17 protein-coding genes and 1 tRNA gene are annotated in these 17,677 nt (G+C 59.1%); 5 read left to right on the top strand and 13 right to left on the bottom strand.

Features of this window, described 5'->3' with window-relative positions; genetic code table 11:
- Position 1 precedes the first annotated feature (1 nt).
- The 4 genes from QRN61_RS24330 to QRN61_RS24345 form a co-directional block, all read right to left on the bottom strand.
- Positions 2–979, bottom strand: a complete 978-nt coding sequence (locus QRN61_RS24330) for an ABC transporter permease (protein WP_007961238.1) — start codon at positions 977–979, stop codon at positions 2–4.
- Positions 976–2,529, bottom strand: coding sequence for a sugar ABC transporter ATP-binding protein (locus QRN61_RS24335; RefSeq protein ID WP_285375863.1), 1,554 nt, complete (start codon positions 2,527–2,529; stop codon positions 976–978). The genes QRN61_RS24330 and QRN61_RS24335 overlap by 4 nt, the downstream gene beginning before the upstream one ends.
- 57 nt (positions 2,530–2,586) lie before the next feature.
- Positions 2,587–3,543, bottom strand: coding sequence for a sugar ABC transporter substrate-binding protein (locus QRN61_RS24340; protein ID WP_003226388.1), 957 nt, complete (start codon positions 3,541–3,543; stop codon positions 2,587–2,589).
- A 202-nt stretch (positions 3,544–3,745) separates the two neighbouring features.
- Entirely contained in the window at positions 3,746–4,201 is a 456-nt protein-coding gene (locus QRN61_RS24345) for a hypothetical protein (protein ID WP_027611549.1), read from the bottom strand.
- Between the two features lie 348 nt (positions 4,202–4,549).
- On the opposite strand from QRN61_RS24345, the gene QRN61_RS24350 reads away from it, so the two are divergent.
- The 3 genes from QRN61_RS24350 (at position 4,550) to QRN61_RS24360 (ending at position 6,800) form a co-directional block, all read left to right on the top strand.
- Entirely contained in the window at positions 4,550–5,638 is a 1,089-nt protein-coding gene (locus tag QRN61_RS24350; protein WP_285375865.1) for an asparaginase, read from the top strand.
- 177 nt (positions 5,639–5,815) lie between these two features.
- Positions 5,816–6,106 carry a DUF1654 domain-containing protein gene (locus QRN61_RS24355; RefSeq protein ID WP_003226395.1) on the top strand — a complete coding sequence of 97 codons (291 nt, stop codon included), beginning with the start codon at positions 5,816–5,818 and terminating at the stop codon, positions 6,104–6,106.
- 4 nt (positions 6,107–6,110) lie between these two features.
- On the top strand, positions 6,111–6,800 hold the full coding sequence (locus tag QRN61_RS24360) for an endonuclease (protein WP_003226397.1): 690 nt from the start codon (positions 6,111–6,113) through the stop codon (positions 6,798–6,800).
- 55 nt (positions 6,801–6,855) lie between these two features.
- On the opposite strand, the gene QRN61_RS24365 is transcribed toward QRN61_RS24360, so the two are convergent.
- Positions 6,856–7,767, bottom strand: coding sequence for a siderophore-interacting protein (locus QRN61_RS24365; RefSeq protein WP_285375867.1), 912 nt, complete (start codon positions 7,765–7,767; stop codon positions 6,856–6,858).
- An 86-nt stretch (positions 7,768–7,853) separates the two neighbouring features.
- The gene (locus QRN61_RS24370; RefSeq protein WP_047293271.1) at positions 7,854–8,222 is read right to left on the bottom strand and encodes a sporulation protein; all 369 of its coding nucleotides are present in this window, start codon (positions 8,220–8,222) and stop codon (positions 7,854–7,856) included.
- Between the two features lie 250 nt (positions 8,223–8,472).
- Between QRN61_RS24370 and csrA the strand changes: the two genes are divergently transcribed.
- Positions 8,473–8,667 carry a carbon storage regulator CsrA gene (csrA, locus tag QRN61_RS24375; protein WP_003179932.1) on the top strand — a complete coding sequence of 65 codons (195 nt, stop codon included), beginning with the start codon at positions 8,473–8,475 and terminating at the stop codon, positions 8,665–8,667.
- Positions 8,668–8,892: 225 nt separating this feature from the next.
- Here csrA and QRN61_RS24380 read toward each other — a convergent pair whose 3' ends face one another.
- From QRN61_RS24380 to QRN61_RS24390, 3 genes are all read right to left on the bottom strand, one after another.
- Positions 8,893–9,348, bottom strand: a complete 456-nt coding sequence (locus QRN61_RS24380) for a DUF2214 family protein (RefSeq protein ID WP_115989376.1) — start codon at positions 9,346–9,348, stop codon at positions 8,893–8,895.
- Between the two features lie 37 nt (positions 9,349–9,385).
- The gene (locus QRN61_RS24385) at positions 9,386–9,649 is read right to left on the bottom strand and encodes a hypothetical protein (protein ID WP_285375871.1); all 264 of its coding nucleotides are present in this window, start codon (positions 9,647–9,649) and stop codon (positions 9,386–9,388) included.
- A 224-nt stretch (positions 9,650–9,873) separates the two neighbouring features.
- A tRNA-Val gene (locus tag QRN61_RS24390) sits at positions 9,874–9,950 on the bottom strand.
- A gap of 184 nt (positions 9,951–10,134) precedes the next feature.
- On the opposite strand from QRN61_RS24390, the gene QRN61_RS24395 reads away from it, so the two are divergent.
- Positions 10,135–11,418, top strand: coding sequence for an NAD(P)/FAD-dependent oxidoreductase (locus QRN61_RS24395; protein ID WP_096796164.1), 1,284 nt, complete (start codon positions 10,135–10,137; stop codon positions 11,416–11,418).
- A gap of 145 nt (positions 11,419–11,563) precedes the next feature.
- On the opposite strand, the gene QRN61_RS24400 is transcribed toward QRN61_RS24395, so the two are convergent.
- From QRN61_RS24400 to QRN61_RS24415, 4 genes are read right to left on the bottom strand one after another with little or no spacing between them, the layout of a single operon-like run.
- Positions 11,564–12,535 carry an XdhC family protein gene (locus QRN61_RS24400; protein ID WP_096796163.1) on the bottom strand — a complete coding sequence of 324 codons (972 nt, stop codon included), beginning with the start codon at positions 12,533–12,535 and terminating at the stop codon, positions 11,564–11,566.
- 1 nt (position 12,536) lies between these two features.
- Positions 12,537–13,772 (bottom strand): c-type cytochrome, encoded by a 1,236-nt coding sequence (locus QRN61_RS24405; RefSeq protein ID WP_096796162.1) that lies wholly within the window; start codon positions 13,770–13,772, stop codon positions 12,537–12,539.
- A gap of 2 nt (positions 13,773–13,774) precedes the next feature.
- On the bottom strand, positions 13,775–14,314 hold the full coding sequence (locus QRN61_RS24410) for a (2Fe-2S)-binding protein (protein ID WP_003226408.1): 540 nt from the start codon (positions 14,312–14,314) through the stop codon (positions 13,775–13,777).
- Positions 14,307–17,138, bottom strand: a complete 2,832-nt coding sequence (locus QRN61_RS24415) for a xanthine dehydrogenase family protein molybdopterin-binding subunit (protein ID WP_135296201.1) — start codon at positions 17,136–17,138, stop codon at positions 14,307–14,309. Before QRN61_RS24415 ends, QRN61_RS24410 begins: the two co-directional genes overlap by 8 nt.
- Positions 17,139–17,677 lie beyond the last annotated feature (539 nt).

The raw sequence follows: 17,677 nt of genomic DNA on the forward strand, positions 1-17,677 counted from the left end.
GTTAGCCCCGTCGACTGGCGCGCTGGCTGCGATAGGTATCGAGCACTACCGCGATGACAATCACCGCGCCGGTGATGATGCGTTTGGTTGGCTCGGTCGCGCCGATCTGCGCCAGACCGGCGGCCAGTACCGAAATGATCAACACACCGAAAAAGGTGCTGATCACCGAACCACGGCCACCCATCAGACTGGTGCCACCGATCACCACGGCGGCGATCACTTGCAATTCGAGACCGGAGCCGGCATTCGGGTCTGCAGCTTCCAGACGGGAAATCTGGAACAGTGCGGCAATCCCGGCCAGCAGCCCCATCAGGCTGAACACCAGAATCTTGTACGGTTTTGGATTGATCCCGGCCAGCCGCACCGCTTCCTCGTTGGTGCCGATACCGATCAGGTAACGACCAAACACGGTGCGGGTCAGCACAGCTTGCGCAATGAATATCACCAGCAAGGCAATGATGAACGACGGCGAAATGCCGAACGCGATCGGGTTCGACAGCCAGGCAAACGAATCACCGATGTAGGCGGTGCGCGAACCGGTCATCTGGTACGCCAGGCCACGGGCCATTTCCAGCACACCAAGCGAAACGATGAACGACGGAATGCGCCACGCCACGGTGATCGAACCGGTCACCGTTCCCGCCAGTGCCGCCACCGCCATACCGAGCAACGCGGCCGGCAACACGCTCCAGCCCCAGCCGAGAATCGCCACGCTGACTGTCGAAGCGGCAAGTGCCAGCACCGAACCGACCGACAGGTCGATGCCGCCGATGATCAGTACAAAGGTCATGCCCACCGCCAGCACCATCAGATCGGGAATCTGGTTGGCCAGCGTGCTGAAAGTGTCATAGGACAGAAAGTGGCTGCTCATCATCGAGAACAGCGCCACCATCGCCAACAAGGCCCCGGCCAGGCCCAGATAGGTGCCCAGACCGTAGAAATTGCCACTACGTTTGCCGGCGGAAGATGCAGTTTTCATGGGAGATCCCTAGGCGCCGCTTCATTGAGCAACGCATCACGTTTTTGGTAGCCGGCGAACGCGGCGGCAAGCAAATCATCCTGGGTCCAGCTGTCGCGCTCGAAGGTATCGATCAAACGCCCTGCCGACAGCACACCGATCCGGTCGCAGATCAGCATCAGCTCGCGCAGGTCACTGGACACCACCACCAGCGCCTTGCCCTGACGCGTCAACTCGCCCAGCAAGGCGTAGATATCGAACTTGGCACCGACATCGATGCCGCGGGTCGGCTCGTCGAACAACAGCACCGAGCAATCACGCTCCAGCCAGCGGCCGATCACCACTTTCTGCTGGTTGCCGCCAGACAATTCCGACACCAGTTGAGTCGGGCTGGAACTGCGGATGCGCATGGCGTCGATCTGACGCTGCGCCAGGGAAATTTCGTCGCTGTTTTTGACTATTCCTGCTTTGGAAATCTCCGGCATGTTGCCCAGGGCGATGTTGGCGCTGATCGATTGGCTAAGCAGCAGGCCTTCACCTTTTCGGTCTTCGGTGATCAAGGCAATGCCATGGTTCACCGCATCAACCGGCGAACGCACACTGACCACCTGCGCCGGCGAACCCAGCGCAATCGTGCCGCTGTCGGCCAGATCGGCGCCGAAGATCAGTCGCAGCAATTCGGTGCGCCCTGCCCCGATCAGCCCGGAAATCCCGAAGATCTCGCCAGCACGCACTTCGAAGGAAACATCGCGCACCTTGTCGGACCGGGTCAGGCCCTTGACCGTCAGTGCCGAGGCGCCGATCTTGCGTGGGCCCATGTCGATGTGTTCGCCCAGTTCACGACCGACCATCAAGGTGACCAGTTGCTCACTGTTGTAGTTGGCCATCGGCTCGACGCAGACCAGATTGCCGTCACGCAGCACGGCAATGCGTTGCGCGACGCGCGCCAGCTCTTCGAGGCGGTGCGAGATATAGATGATCGAGACGCCACGTGCCTGCAAACGGGTGATCTGCTCGAAGAGCATTTCCACCTCGCGGGCGGTGAGCATCGCAGTCGGTTCATCAAGGATCAGCACATGGCAATCGCCGATCAGGTTGCGTGCGATTTCGACCATCTGTTGATGGCCAATGCCCAGTTCGCCGACCAGGGTGTCCGGGTCAATGGCATCGAGGCCAACCTGCGCCATGGCCTCGATCGCGGCTTTGCGCAATTGCTTGCGACTGATCCAGCCGCCGTTGCTCGGCAGGTTGTCGAGAAACAGGTTTTCCGCCACCGACAGGGTCGGCAGCAGATTGAGTTCTTGCATGACCATGCGCACGCCAAGCTCTTCGGCCTGGGTGCGACTGCCCGGACGGTAGTCCTTGCCCTGGAATTGCATCTGACCGGTGGTGGGCGTAACCAGCCCCCCAATGATCTTCGACAGCGTGCTTTTACCGGCGCCATTCTCACCGGTCAGCGCCAGCACTTCACCGCGCATCAGCGTCAAGTCGATGCCCGTGAGCACCGGTTGCGCATAGGTCTTACCGATACCGCTGACCGAGAGGACAGCGTTCGGGGCGGAAACTGACATAAAAAACTCTCCATGCGCTCGTCCGGACGGACGAGCGCCGTTGTGTCGCCGGAAGACTTACTTAGTGACCAGCTCGACTGGCGTTTCGATCACGCCATTGACGCCGCTGTCGACTTTTTCGCCCTTGAGGATTTTCAGCGCAGTCTCGATACCGAACACGGCCTGCTTGGCAGCGAACTGATCGGCCGTCGCCAGCACACGACCATCCTTGAGCATCGGCTTGATCGCATTGATGTTGTCGTAACCGACCACTTGGACCTTGCCCGCCTTACCGGCAGCGCGCACAGCGGAAACAGCGCCAACGGCCATGCTGTCGTTACCCGCCAGCAGCGCCTTCACATCCGGGTATTCGCTGAGAATCGACGCAGCAACCTTGTTGCCCTTGTCGATCTCCCAGTCACCGGATTGCAAGGAGACAACCTTGATCTGCGCCGCCTCCATCGCATCCTTGAAGCCTGCGGTGCGTTGCTGGGCGTTGGTGGTGGTGGACACGCCTTCGATGATGCCGACCTCGTCACCGGCCTTCAGTTGCTTGGCCAGGTATTCGCCGACCAGACGCGCACCTTTGCGGTTGTCCGGGCCTACGAAAGGCACGCTGATGTTTTTGCTTTTGACGATCTGCGGATCAAGCTGGTTGTCAATGTTGATCACAGTGATGCCGGCATCGACGGCTTTCTTGATCACCGGCACCATGGCTTTGGAATCGGACGGTGCGATAACGAGCGCGTTGACCTTGGCCAGAATCATCTGCTCGACGATACGGGTCTGGCCGGCGGTATCGGTCTCGTCCTTGATGCCGTTGGAGATCAGGTCGAAGTCGGCGGAGTGTTCTTTCTGGTAGGCCTTGGCGCCATCTTCCATGGTCAGGAAGAATTCGTTGGCCAGGGATTTCATGACCAGTGCGACTTTGGGTTTTTCCGGGGACTCGGCGAAAGCCGAAGAGACAGGTAGTGCGGCGGCTGCGGCAGCCAGCATAGCGACAGCAAGAAGACGTCCAGCGAATGGCAGCTTCATGGGTTCACTCCGATCTTATGATTATTGTGAGCAACGCTCGCGCTGGCGTAAGCTTCAGCGCTCTCTTCCGGACAATAGTGCACCGGGGAAGCCGCGCAAACGTTTGCGTAGACCGAACTATGCGAATCCCGCCGACATTTGTCAACAATCAGAAATCGTCGTTGTATTGCGGGGCGCAATCGTCTGATTCACCCCTTACCGCTTAAGCCGTGGTGCTGACCAGGTTGCCGCTGGTGGAATCCTTGGACATTTCCTTGACCAGTGCCGCTGCGACTTCCATCAGCGCGCCGCTAGTTTGCGCGATCTGCCCCTGAACGGACATCACCGCCTGTGACTTGGCCTCGGGCGTCGGATAGCTCGCCGCCTGAGCCGCCGCCAGTTGCTGTTGCTGCTCCTGCAGTTGCTTCTGCAATTCCTGCATGCGCTTGAGCAACATTTTTACGGTCACGCTCAGACTGTCGCCGCTGTCAGCGCTATCCGCCTTGCTGGCTTCTTGCGCGGGACCACCGGTGCGAACTTGATTGCTCGGTTCTTTTTCAACGCCAAGCGCCTCGTCGGCAGCATCTGCTTCCGCCTGGTTCATTGCATTGATTGTCGCTGCGGTTTTACCGCCAATGGTGACTGAGCCGGGATTTGAAAAACCGATCGTCAGTGACATGTGAACTCCCTAAATAAACGTTTCCTTCCACAGCCATCGGCCTGCTGACGGGTTTCTTTAGCGGAAAAACTGAACCGGCAAGCCGTTGCGGTCGCCAGGAGGTGCAGTCCCTTTCGGTGAACCGAACACGAAAGCTTCTTTTGTTCGGAAACCCGGATAAGCCATTCACTCAAGAATCCGCCAACTTACAAAATATTGATATAAATCATCAGGTTAAACATTTCTCTAAAGCAAAGTAGCACTGGTACAGATCCTGCTCCCTAGCCTGCACCCCGGGCATTCAGATCGGCTCGGGGCGCATCTAGATGAACCTGCATCAGCACCGTCTCACTACTAGAGAGAAAAATAATGAAATCTGCTTTCAACACCTTGGTTCCGGGCGCTTTGGCCCTCCTCCTGCTCCTGCCCACTACCCTTCAGGCAAAAGAAGTCGAAACCCAGACCAAACTCGCCAACGTCGTGGTGCTTGCCACGGGCGGCACCATTGCCGGTGCCGGCGCCAGCGCAGCCAACAGCGCCACCTATCAAGCGGCCAAAGTCGGGATTGAACAACTGATCGCCGGCATCCCCGAACTGAGCAAACTGGCGAACGTGCGTGGCGAACAAGTCATGCAGATCGCTTCGGAAAGCATCACCAACGACAACCTGCTGCAACTGGGTCGCCGCGTATCGGAACTGGCCGACAGCAAAGACGTCGATGGCATCGTCATCACCCACGGCACCGACACCCTGGAAGAAACCGCGTACTTCCTGAACCTGGTGGAAAAAACCGACAAGCCGATCATCGTGGTCGGCTCGATGCGTCCGGGCACCGCCATGTCGGCGGACGGCATGCTCAACCTGTACAACGCCGTCGCCGTCGCCAGCAGCAAAGAAGCGCACGGCAAAGGCGTGCTGGTAACCATGAACGACGAGATCCAGTCCGGTCGCGACGTCAGCAAAATGATCAACATCAAGACCGAGGCGTTCAAAAGCCCTTGGGGTCCACTGGGCATGGTGGTTGAAGGCAAATCCTACTGGTTCCGCTTGCCGGCCAAGCGTCACACCATGGATTCGGAATTCGACATCAAAAACATCAAGAGCCTGCCTGACGTAGAAATCGCCTACTCCTACGGCAACGTCGATGACACCGCTTACAAGGCCCTGGCCCAGGCCGGCGCCAAAGCCATCATCCACGCCGGTACCGGCAACGGTTCGGTGTCCTCCCGCGTTGTGCCATCTCTGCAAGCCCTGCGTAAAGACGGCGTGCAGATCATCCGTTCTTCCCACGTCAACGCCGGTGGTTTCGTTCTGCGTAACGCCGAACAACCTGACGACAAGTACGACTGGGTGGTCGCTCACGACCTGAACCCGCAAAAGGCCCGCATCCTGGCCATGGTCGCCCTGACCAAAACCAACGACAGCAAAGAACTGCAGCGGATGTTCTGGGAATATTGATTGGCCCTCGCCTGACCCTTTCGGGTCGGGCAACCTGCTCACCACTCGCCCGTGCGGCGGGTGGTGCTGCCACTTACGCTGAGCGCGACTTTTTCATACAAAATAATCGACCCGACCTACACCAAAATCGGAAAAGCGCTGTCAGAGGATTTTCTTGAATTTTAAGCAGTTGCGAAAATGCTTACAGTTAAATACTGTATGCACGTACAGCTTAATAAGGATAACCTCGTGGCCACCTCTCCTGATGCTCCTGACGCTTACGAACGCATGGGCATGCGCGTTCAGAAAATCATCAATTCTCCTACCGCACAAAAAGCCAAAGCCGCACTGATCTTCCGCCTGCCGGACGAGCCTGTGGATGCATGGGAGCAACTGCTCGAGGAAATCGACGAGAACGACAACGTCACACTCGCCTATCGCGACGATGGCGGCGTGCAGATTTTTTGGGTTGTGCCGAAGGAAGATTGATTCAATGAGTGTCCGCTGTTTTGCTTTGCTGCTGCTGTTCATCGCTTTTGGCGCCCAGGCTGGCGCGCCCCGCACCTTTACCGAGGCCAAAAAGGCCGCCTGGAAACTCTATGCACCGCAGTCCACCGAGTTTTACTGCGGGTGCAAGTACACCGGCAACAAGGTGGACTTGAAGGCATGCGGTTACGTGCCGCGCAAGAATGCCAAGCGTGCTTCACGCATCGAATGGGAACACATCGTCCCGGCGTGGGAGTTCGGTCACCAGCGTCAATGCTGGCAGTCGGGCGGGCGCAAGAACTGCACCCGCTATGACCCGAGTTACCAGAAAGCCGAAGCCGACCTGCACAACCTGGTGCCGAGCATTGGTGAGGTCAACGGTGACCGCAGCAACTTCAGTTATGGCTGGCTGCCGGTGCAATCCGGGCAGTACGGCTCGTGCCTGACCCAGGTCGACTTCAAGGCCAAGAAGGTCATGCCGCGCCCGTCGATTCGCGGCATGATCGCGCGCACCTATTTCTACATGAGCAAGCAGTACGGCTTGCGCCTGTCGAAACAGGATCGGCAGTTGTACGAAGCGTGGGACAAAACCTATCCCGTGCAGGACTGGGAACGTCAGCGCAATCAGAGCGTGGCGTGCGTGATGGGACGCGGCAATGAATTTGTCGGCCCGGTAAACCTGAAAGCCTGCGGCTGATCCTCCAGCGCAAAAGAAAAGGCCTCGAACGTGATGTTCGAGGCCTTTTTTGCTTTTAGCTTCCAGCCTTGTTGTAGCGCCAGTAACCCATCAGATTGAGTGACTCGCGGGGAATACCGCATTCCTTGATCAGGTATTTGCGCAGGCGCATGACCGCAGCGCTTTCTCCGGCGATCCAGCCATAGAATCCTTGAGGGGCCGTGTTGGCGATCTCCCAGAGTATGTCTTTGTCGATATCGACTTCAGCGAGTTCGGCGGCTTTCCCTGCTGATGGATCATCTGTGGGCAGGAAGGCTTGCTGCACCGCCTCCACCATCAGCGTCCCAGCCACTGTGGCCAGCGCCTGATCGCGAACCAGCCACTGCACCGACAGCCCGGGCCAATCCGGCACCGGGAGCATGTCTGGCGCGCTGTCCACCTCAAAGTACGCCTGAGTCTGAGGCGGTTCAGGCATGGCAGCCAACTCGTCAAGAATGCCCATGGCGGCCGGCAATGCCGTGGCATCCGCCACCAGCAAAACCTCCTTGAGCAGCTGCGGCGGCTTCCATTCAAACCCGCCGGCGTCCTGCGCGGAAAAACCGCTGTCAGGAGCGAGAATCTGCATAGACGCTCCCGGCTGCGCACGCAGCGCCCAGCGCGACGCGGGGCCGGTCTCGCCGTGCAGAACAAAGTCGATGTCGACCTCGCCCTGATCGGCGCGCAAATGACGAATGGTGTAGGTGCGCATTGCTGGTCGCCGGCTCGCCAGCATCGAACGAAAACGGGTGTACCAGCCCTCCTCCTGCGCAAGCCTTGCAGGCGATCCATCCTCAGCAGGAAAGAACAGTTTGACGCGCTGATCAGGCGCCCAGGTGGCCATGTCACCTATCGAAGGGTCGGCGAGCGTGATCCGCATCATGTGCGGACTCACCAGCGTCTTGCGGTGCAGAACCGCATTGAAGAGTTTGTAGGGAGCGGCGGAAGCCATGCGGAGCTCCTTCAAGAAATCGTGGTTGACTCGTATAAGACGAATCGCCTGCGATGTCCTTTAGGCCGCTCCGCTGAAAGTGCTGCTTACGGCGCGAGCGGATGCTCGACGATCACCGACTCGACGTTCTGCTTCTTGGCCTTCACCAATGCCGCATCCACCTCTACCTTGCGCGCTTGCGCGTCGGCCTGGGAGTTGAACGGACCAATCAGGATCCGCGTCTTGCCGCTGCTGTCCTTGATCACGGTCGGCACGAACGCATGCTCGATCAACCAGCCACTCAGGTCACTGACAGCCTGAGGCGTTTCGCCGCGTACTTCGAGGTCCCATTGCGGGGCGGACGCTGCCGCAGGTGCGGCCGCGACGGCCGTTTTCGGCTTCTGCACGTCTACACTCTTGCCTTCACCACATCCCGCCAATGCCAGTGCCGCGACCATCCAGACCAGTTTGCGCACAACGCTTTCCTCGAAAATCACAAAGCGGCGATCTTAACATTCATAAATACTTCGCGAGGCCCGCAAAATGGGCACAAAACAACGAGATTGATGATTGCAGCCTCTGTATAGTTACGCCCTGGGAATTAATGCCGCATCTGCGCGTCAGAAAGAGGCACCCAAACCGTGAGACTTCGCACTAATCTATACGTACCACCGACCTCTGCACTGTCTGAATCAGGTGCCCTACAAAGCAATCAAGGAGAAGACCATGCTGATACTCACCCGCAAAGTCGGTGAAAGCATAAATATTGGTGATGACATTACGATCACCATCCTCGGCGTAAGCGGTCAGCAAGTCCGTATCGGCATCAACGCCCCGAAAAACGTTGCCGTGCACCGTGAAGAGATCTATCAGCGCATTCAGGCTGGCCTGACCGCCCCGGACAAGCCACAAACTCCCTGAGCCGCATTGCAGTCAGTAGCCAGTCCGTTTGCCTCTGCGTAATGACTGGCTAAAGATTCACGCGCCGTACTGCCATCCGCTCCCCAGTCCACTTGGCACGGCGCCTGACACATCCCTTCTCCGCTTCATTCGCTTCCCTTCCTTTCTCCAGCAGCGCGATACTACCTGCGACTGCCAAGCCTGGCTGTCAGACATTTCCGAGAGGACACAGGGAATTGCTCCCTGCTAGCCGAACGTCACGCCGCGCGCCATGCCGGTAGCTGCAATCATCATCAGTACCAACAGCAGCGCCTCGACATGGCTGATCCGTGCGAACAGCTTTGCACGTCCGGTATCGAGCGCCTTGCCCCGCGCCAATGCGATCCGCCATTTGACCAGCGTGATCATCGGCGCCAGCTCTGTCAGCAGAATCAGCACGAACAACGTCATCTTCAAATGAAACAGCGGCTGGTGCAGATAATAGTCAGTGCCCTTTTCAAAGCCACCGAAGGCGCGCATGCCACCGGTCACCAGTAGCACCAGCGCAGCAATCCCCCACAGATTATCAGCGAGCAAAACCCGCTTGGCCTCACCGACGCCAGCGGCCAGACGACTGAACGCCGTGCCACGGGTCAACACGGCCCAGAAGCCCAGTGCAAAAGCCAAGAGATGAATAGCGGCGAGAAACCAGTGAACCAGCATCAACGAACTCCTTTGAGAAATCCCTGGAAAACGCCAGTCAGTAGTAGTCGAAAAAGGCCGGTTGCGCCCGCACACGATCGTGGGGTTGGAAAGTTTCGCACTGGAAGCCGGGAGACAAAAAGCGCGATTCACCAAATCGCAGGCAAAAAAAATCCCAAGCAGCTGATGGAAGCTTGGGATTTAAAAATGCATAAACCGTGGTGGTGAACGCGGGGCAGATGTTACTGAAGTTCACGAACTGCAACAACATTTTTTTGATAACCGGCCGGTTAAAAATACCGGTAACCCCTTCAATATCCACACTTTTTCTACGGATCCAAAAAAAGAACAGAACGCAATATCAACAGATCGTGTTATTTCGAAACACGCTAAGCGCTTGGGTAACGGAACAGATGCAGTGTCGAGAGGTGCGCTGAGGTGGGGGTTTTGAAAAAACTTTGCAAAAGTTTTGCAAATCGCAGACAACAAAAAAGGGCCCACCTTTCGGTGAGCCCTTCTAGACCGCCCAGCAGAGCGGATTTTGTTTGGTAGGCGCGATTGGACTCGAACCAACGACCCCCACCATGTCAAGGTGGTGCTCTAACCAACTGAGCTACGTGCCTGCTGTGAGGCGGCATTCTACGGAATTCCGGAGGGGTGTCAACACCTTTTTTTCACCTAACCCTATGAATATGCAAAATATTTAATTTCGGGCCGGCAGATTAGATTTTTCCGGTGGCTGGCGGAGGTTTTTCAACTCGGGTAGGATCGACGCACTCGTAAAATATATTAAACAGAGGCTGCAGGATGGCGAACACCCCTTACCCAGAGTCTTATTACGCTGCGTCGGCCAATGCCGTACCGCCACGTCCGGCCTTGCAGGATGATGTGGAGACGGATGTCTGTGTGATCGGCGCCGGGTATACCGGGCTGTCGTCGGCGTTGTTTCTGTTGGAGAACGGTTTTCGCGTGACAGTCCTGGAAGCTGCCAAGGTCGGCTTCGGTGCGTCGGGGCGTAATGGCGGGCAGATCGTCAACAGCTATAGCCGTGACATCGACGTCATCGAGCGCACGGTTGGCCCAAAGCAGGCGCAACTGCTCGGGCAGATGGCCTTCGAAGGCGGCCGAATCATTCGGGAGCGCGTGGCCAAGTACGACATCCAGTGCGACCTGAAGGACGGCGGCGTGTTCGCCGCGCTCTCCGCCAAGCAGATGGGACACCTGGAATCGCAGAAGCGCCTGTGGGAGCGCTTTGGCCACACGCAACTGGAACTGCTCGATCAGCGCCGCATTCGCGAAGTGGTGGCGTGCGATCAATACGTCGGCGGCATGCTCGACATGAGCGGCGGCCACATTCATCCGCTGAACCTGGCGCTCGGTGAAGCTGCTGCGGTCGAGTCCCTCGGCGGCACCATCTATGAGCAATCGCCAGCCGTGCGCATCGAGCGTGGTGCCAACCCGGTGGTGCACACGCCGCAAGGCAAGGTCAGGGCCAAGTTCATCATCGTTGCCGGCAACGCCTATCTCGGCAATCTGGTACCGGAACTGGCGGCGAAATCGATGCCGTGCGGCACCCAGGTAATCACCACCGAACCGCTGGGCGATGAGCTGGCGAAATCTCTTCTGCCACAGGATTACTGCGTCGAAGACTGCAACTATCTGCTCGACTACTACCGACTGACCGGCGACAAGCGTCTGATCTTCGGCGGCGGCGTGGTTTACGGTGCGCGGGATCCGGCGAACATCGAAGCGATCATCCGCCCGAAAATGCTCAAGGCGTTCCCGCAACTGAAGGACGTGAAGATCGACTACGCGTGGACGGGCAACTTCCTGCTGACCCTGTCGCGCCTGCCGCAGGTTGGGCGCCTGGGCGATAACATCTACTATTCGCAAGGCTGCAGCGGCCATGGTGTGACGTACACACATCTGGCCGGCAAGGTACTGGCCGAGGCGTTGCGCGGACAGGCCGAGCGTTTTGATGCGTTTGCCGATCTGCCGCACTATCCCTTCCCGGGCGGGCAGTTGCTGCGCACGCCGTTTGCGGCATTGGGTGCGTGGTATTACGGACTGCGTGACAAGCTGGGTTTCTGATCAGTTTTCTTGACTGACAAGAAACTGTGGCGAGGGAGCTTGCTCCCGCCGGGTCGCGCAGCGGACTCTCTTTTATCTAAAAAGAAGGCCTGCTGCGCAGTCCAGCGGGAGCAAGCTCCCTCGCCACAAATTTGCAGAATCCAGATCAGAGCTGATCCCGGGCAATCCCGCTACGAATCCGCAAGATATCCGCCAGCACCGCCAAAGCAATCTCCGCCGGTGTTTTGCTGCCCAGGTTAAGCCCGATTGGCGCATGAATCCGCGCCAGCTCGACCTCCCCCAGCCCACCAATCCTGCGCAGGCGCTCGAAGCGTTTCTGCGAAGTCTGCTGCGAGCCCATGACGCCAATGTAAAACGCCTCGGTGCGCACCGCTTCCATCATCGCCAGATCGTCGATGCGCGGATCATGGGTCAGCGCCACCACCGCGGTATCGCGATGACAGCCGCCATCGGCGATGAACACTGACGGCAACTGTCGACGAATCTCCACGCCGTTGAGCACCACGCCTTCGAGCACTTCATCGCGCGGATCGCAGAGAATCACTTCGAAACCCAGACCCACCGCGAACTCGGCACAGGCCTGCGCCACGCTGGAGTAACCCGCCAGCAGCAAGCGCTGAGCGGCACCAATGCGAATCCGCACCCGATCAATCTCGCGCTCGATGCGCGCACCCTGCTCGCGATCAGTGAACAGACTGCGCGCACCGCTGGCCAGATCGACCTCGCGAATCAAACGGCGCTGGCCGAGCAATGCCGATTCGAGTTCACGCAGATGCGCCTGCACCTCACAGTCGGCGTCAAATTTCTCTACCAGTACGTCGAGAATGCCGCCACAGGGCAGGCTGACCCGCGAGCGCGGATCATCACCTTCGCCGTAACGCACCACGTTGACCGCATCGAGAAACGCACCTTCAGCGACGCGCTCGAGAAAGTCTTCCTCAACACAGCCACCGGACAGCGAGCCGATCCACTGGCCTCTATCGTTCACCGCCAGCAGCGAACCCGGTGCACGCGGCGCCGAGCCGTAAGTGGTCAGCACCGTGCAGAGCCAAATGCGCTGCCCCGCCACCGACCACTCCAGTGCCCGCCGCACAACCTGTAGATCGAGATGCTGCATGTCAGTGCGCCTTGTGCTCGACGGCCGGAGCGTCAGCCTGCAGTTTCTGCACGTCGCTCACCGCCAGTTCAGCCGATTGACCGCCCCAGCCTTGACGCAGGTAGTTCAGTAGATCAGTCAGTTGCTCAGGTTTGAGCTTGTCGGCGAAACCCGGCATTGGCTGCATATGTTCGAACCCGGCGAATTTCTGCTCACCGATACCGTCCTCGATCACCCGCACCAGGTTGCGCGGATCCTCCAGGCGCAGCGTGGTATTGCCGCGCATGGCCACGGCAATGTGCGGCTTGCCCTCACCACCAGCGGCATGGCAACCGGCGCAGACGTTCAAATATTCCTGACGGCCGCGCTGGGCGCTTGGGCTGAGTTTGTCCAGCGACACTTCAGCCAGCTCTTTGGCTACTGGTGGTTTGTCGCCAAGCAGGAACGTCGCCATCGCCGCCAGATCCTGATCGTTCAGGCCCTGGGTGCTGTTATGAAACACTGGGAACATCTCGTTGAACATCGTGCCTTGGGCGCTCATGCCGTGCTTGAGGAACGTGCTCAGGTCCTGCTGATTCCAGCCGCGCGCCGCCAGATCGGTGGCGAGCAGGCTCGGTGCCAGATAACCGTTGAGGATGCCGCCGGTCAGGCGCTTGTCCAATTGCATCGCACCCGGCAGGCCGCGTGGCGTGTGGCATTCGCCGCAGTGACCGAGCACTTCGACCATGTACTGGCCGCGCTTCCAGGCTGCGCTTTTGCCTTCGGCAGATTCCAGCTTCAAGGCCTTGCCGTACAGCATGTTCCAGCCGATCAGGCCCGGACGCACGTTGAACGGAAAGCTCAGACTCGTGACCGGCGCGGCGCGCTCGATCGGCTCGATGGTTTTCAGATACGCGTGAATCGCATCCGAGTCTTCCCGCGGCACCAGGTGATACGAGGTGTACGGCATCGCCGGATACAGATTGGCGCCGTCGCGACGCTTGCCCTCGGTCAGCGCAGCGAAGAACTCGTCATCGCTGTACAGGCCGATGCCGTGCTCTTTGCTTGGGGTGATGTTGGTGCCGTAGATCGTGCCGAACGGCGAAACGATCGGCAGCCCGCCGGCAAACGGCGCGCCGCCCGGCGCGGTGTGGCACGCCATGCAGTCGGCGGCGCGGGCGAGGTATTCGCCGCGCTTGACCTGATCATCAGCGTGAGCAAACAACACCGGCGCAGCCAGCCCGACCGCCAGGGTCAGGCGGGTCAATAGATGCTTCATGCTCAACCCTCCTTGACCAGGCCGAGATCGGTCAGCACGTTGCGCGTGGCGTTGTAGTAACGCACGTACCCGGTGCAACGGCAGATGTGGTGGCCGAGGCTGTCCTCGATGACTTTTTCCAGTTGGCTTTTGACGATCGGCTGGCGCTGCAGCTTCTCCACCAGCACCGTCGCGGCGTTGACGAAGCCCGGCGCGCAGTAGCTGCACTGGAAGGCGAATTCGTCGACGAAACGCTGCTGGATCGGGTTCAGCTCAGTGACCTGGCCACTCTCATCACGCTTGGCATGACTTTCGATGGTGCGGACTTTCTTGCCTTCGAAGTAATGCGCGCCGGTGATGCAGGTGCGCACTTCTTCACTGGTGCCGTCCGGGTTGTCGACGATCACCACGCAGGCGTGGCAAATGCCCTGGCCGCAGCCCAGGCGCGAGCCGGTGAGGTTCTTGTATTCGTGCAGATAGTCGATCATCGGCAGGTCATCAGGGATGTCCACCGGGCCGACGGATTGACCATTGAGGGTCAGTTGAAGCGGACGGTTAGCCATTGAGGGCCTCCTTGATGCGCGCAGCAGTGATTGGCAGATCGCGAACACGTTTACCGATGGCATGCGCCACGGCGTTACCAATGGCACCGACCACCGGGATCATCACCACTTCGGCGATGCCTTTGGACGGATCGCTTGGCGACAGCGGCGGCAGAATCTCCGCGGTCTGCTTCCACACCGCAACGTGACGGGCCATCGGCAGGCGATAACGGTTGAAGTTCCAGTCACCCTCCCCCGGTCCGCCTTCGTACAGCGGCATCTCTTCCATCAGCGCGTGACCGATGCCCATGGCAATCCCGCCTTCGAGCTGGCCTTTGACCAGTTCTTCGACCAGCACCCGACCGCACTCGACCCAAGAATGGTGGTTGAGCACCTCGACTTCCGCCGAGCCTTTGTTGACCTTCAGCTCGACCAGAGTTGCGACCGGGCTGTAGTAAGTCACCGCCGCGTTGTTCAACTGGACCACCGGATAGTTGATGTTCTGGCGATCCAGCAGGTGGAAACCCGCCGTGCTCATCAACGCTTTCTTCGCCTTCGGCGCGCCATCACCGTACTTCACTGCGAGACCGTCGAGCGGCAGACGCTCGCGCACGCCGTCGATGCTGTATTCGGCCTCGGCCCAGCTCCAGCGGTTGAACGCGTGAACGGTGGCGCCGGTGACCAGACCACGTTCGTGAGCGCGTTTGGCCAGCTCTTCGAAGCTCAATGGCTGCATGCCATTGGCAGTGAGCTTGCCATCGACCCAATGCGCATCTTCACGACGCACCACGTAAGGGTTGGCTTGACCGCCGTAAGGGCCCTGACGCCAGATTTCCATGGCCGCCGGCCACAAACCGTTGTTGAACAGCACGCGCGCCGCTTCACGGGTGGCGTGACTGAAGTAGTAGGCCGAGTTGGTCGCGGACGACGCCGAGGCCAGCTTGCCAACCCAGCGCGGGTTGCGCAGCAGGTTGTCCTGTTCGGCCTGGCTCATGATGTAAGGGTTGCCGCTGGTGATCAGCTGCATTTCCTTCCATTCGGTTTCGCCGGTCTTCACGTCGTGCGCCGGGCTGCCAAGGAAATCAGCAACGACCAGCGCCTGCGAAGTGGACATGCCAGTGCCGATTTCAATACCGATGTGACGCAGAGTGATGCGACCTTCAGCAGTGAATTCGATGCTGGCCATCGGCGCTTCGGAACCGGTGCCGAAGTCTTTCTGGCAAATGGCAAAACCCACGCCGTACCAGTTGTCCGGGTCGGCAGCTTCGCGCTGTTTCTTGATCGCGTCGCGGTTTTTCCAGACTTCGTGCACCGAGGCCTTGTCGAGAATCTCGTGCAGGCGCAGGGCACCGGCCGGAATCGCGCCCTGGGTGTTTTTCATGCCCGAACGCAAGGCGTTCTTGCGACGCAGATCAATCGCGTCAACGCCGAGGCGGTTGGCGATTTCGTCGACCATCATTTCGGTCGAGGCCATGCTTTGCAGGGTGCCGTAACCGCGCATCGAACCCGCTTCAACACCACGCGAGTGATAAGCGGTGACCTGCAGATCGTTCTGCGGCATGTAGTAGATCGACTGCGCTGCCGTGGCACCGACTGCCGCCACCGACGGGCTGTAGTTGATGCGACCGCCACCGTCGACGCTCATCTCGGCACGGAAAATCTTGAAGCTGTAGTCATTCTTGTCCACTGCGAGCTGGTAGCGGATGTCGAACGGGTGGCGCTTGATGCCGCTCTGGAACTGCTCGTAGCGGTCGTTGGCCAAACGGATTGGCACACCGGCGCCATACAGCGCAGCGAGGGCCGCGTAGTAGACGAAGATGTTGTGGTCTTTGGAACCGTAGCCCACGGTGTAACCCGGGTGCATGTTCAGGTTTGCCAGGCCGAAGCGCGATGGCGCGATCATTTTCGCGGTCTCGGTCGCCGCTTCCAGCGGGCACTGAGTGGCGACCACGAAGTGCAGGGTCTTGGTTTTCGGGTCGTACCAGCCATTGCCGTTGTCCGGCTCCATGGCGGCCGGTTCGATCGACGGGGTCTTGTAGCGCTCGTCGAACACCAGCCAGTTGTCCGGCGGCGTATCGATCTCTTTTTTCATGCGGTCGGCGTAGAACAGGCCGCGCTCGGTCAGGTTGCCGTGCAGGTTCGGCTGGGAATTCCACACCGGACGCCGGTTTTTCAGCATCGGGAACAGAATCGAGTCTTTCAGGCTGGCGAATTCGTCTTCGTCGGCCGAGGTCGCGCCGCCCACGCGCACGTAGCGGAAGCTGCCATAAGGGTCGCCTTCGTAGTACGGCACTTGTGCACCGTAACGAATCGCCTTGTCATTGAATTTGAGTTTGTTCTTGGCCTGGCGGAAACGCTCGAAATCGTTCCAGATCAGGATCGCCACCGGGTGGCCGATGAACATCGGCACTTTGCCTTCCGGCAGCAAAGGGTCTGGCGCGTGTTCTTCGGGGAAGACGATGCCGTCCTTGTCCAGATCGGCAGCGGTGACGATACGGTCAGGTTGCAAGTCGGCGCCCAGCCACGACAGGTCGTAGCCTTCGTAGATTCGGTCGGCCTTGATGGTTTTCAGCAGCATGGCGTGGCCTTGCTGTTCAGGCCAGCCCGGCATGTCCTTGGAACGAATGTCGCGGGCAAATACTTTGCTGCCGCAGACCTTGGACAGGGCGTCGTTACGTTGGCGTGCCTTGCCGTTGTTGCCGAGCCACTTCTCGGACGGCACGGTGACGCTGTTTTCCATCAAGGCAGCCAGCGCCTGACTGCTGAGCGGCGTGAGCGTAACGCTCACACCCGCCACCAGCCCGCCTTGGAGGAACGAGCGCCGGGATATATCACGGTTGGACATGGATCATCCTCTGGGCGGTTATGTGTCCGCCCTTCTGGTTATCTACTGGGAATCTCGAGTCTTGCAGAAGCCCTTCTTGGCGAAACAAAGGGCGTGTTGACAGTGCAAAGCTGACCGAAAGGTTAACTTTAAAGGTTTCTGAGCGTCCGGCAAACAACCAGTTACAAAAATTTGACTAAAGAATCAAAAAATCAATGCGACGTGGCACCGCAGCAGATCGCCGGGCAATTCGACAACCCCCTGTGGGAGCGGGCTTGCTCGCGAAGGCGTACTGTCAGCCAGCACATTATTAGCTGGCACACCGCTTTCGCGAGCAGGCTCGCTCCCACAGGGATTTGCGCTGGATTGAGGAGGGAGGAAGAGAGGAAAGCCAAATTTCAGACACAAAAAACCCCGGCCTTTCGACCAGGGTCTTTGCTATCGATTCCGAAACAACCAACGGTTGCTTTCGGTGTTTCAAGGCGTTCAGTGGTCCTTGAAACAGATATGGCGCAGCGGACGGGACTCGAACCCGCGACCCCCGGCGTGACAGGCCGGTA

This window comes from Pseudomonas sp. lyk4-TYG-107, from assembly GCF_030209055.1.
GTDB lineage: Bacteria > Pseudomonadota > Gammaproteobacteria > Pseudomonadales > Pseudomonadaceae > Aquipseudomonas > Aquipseudomonas putida_A.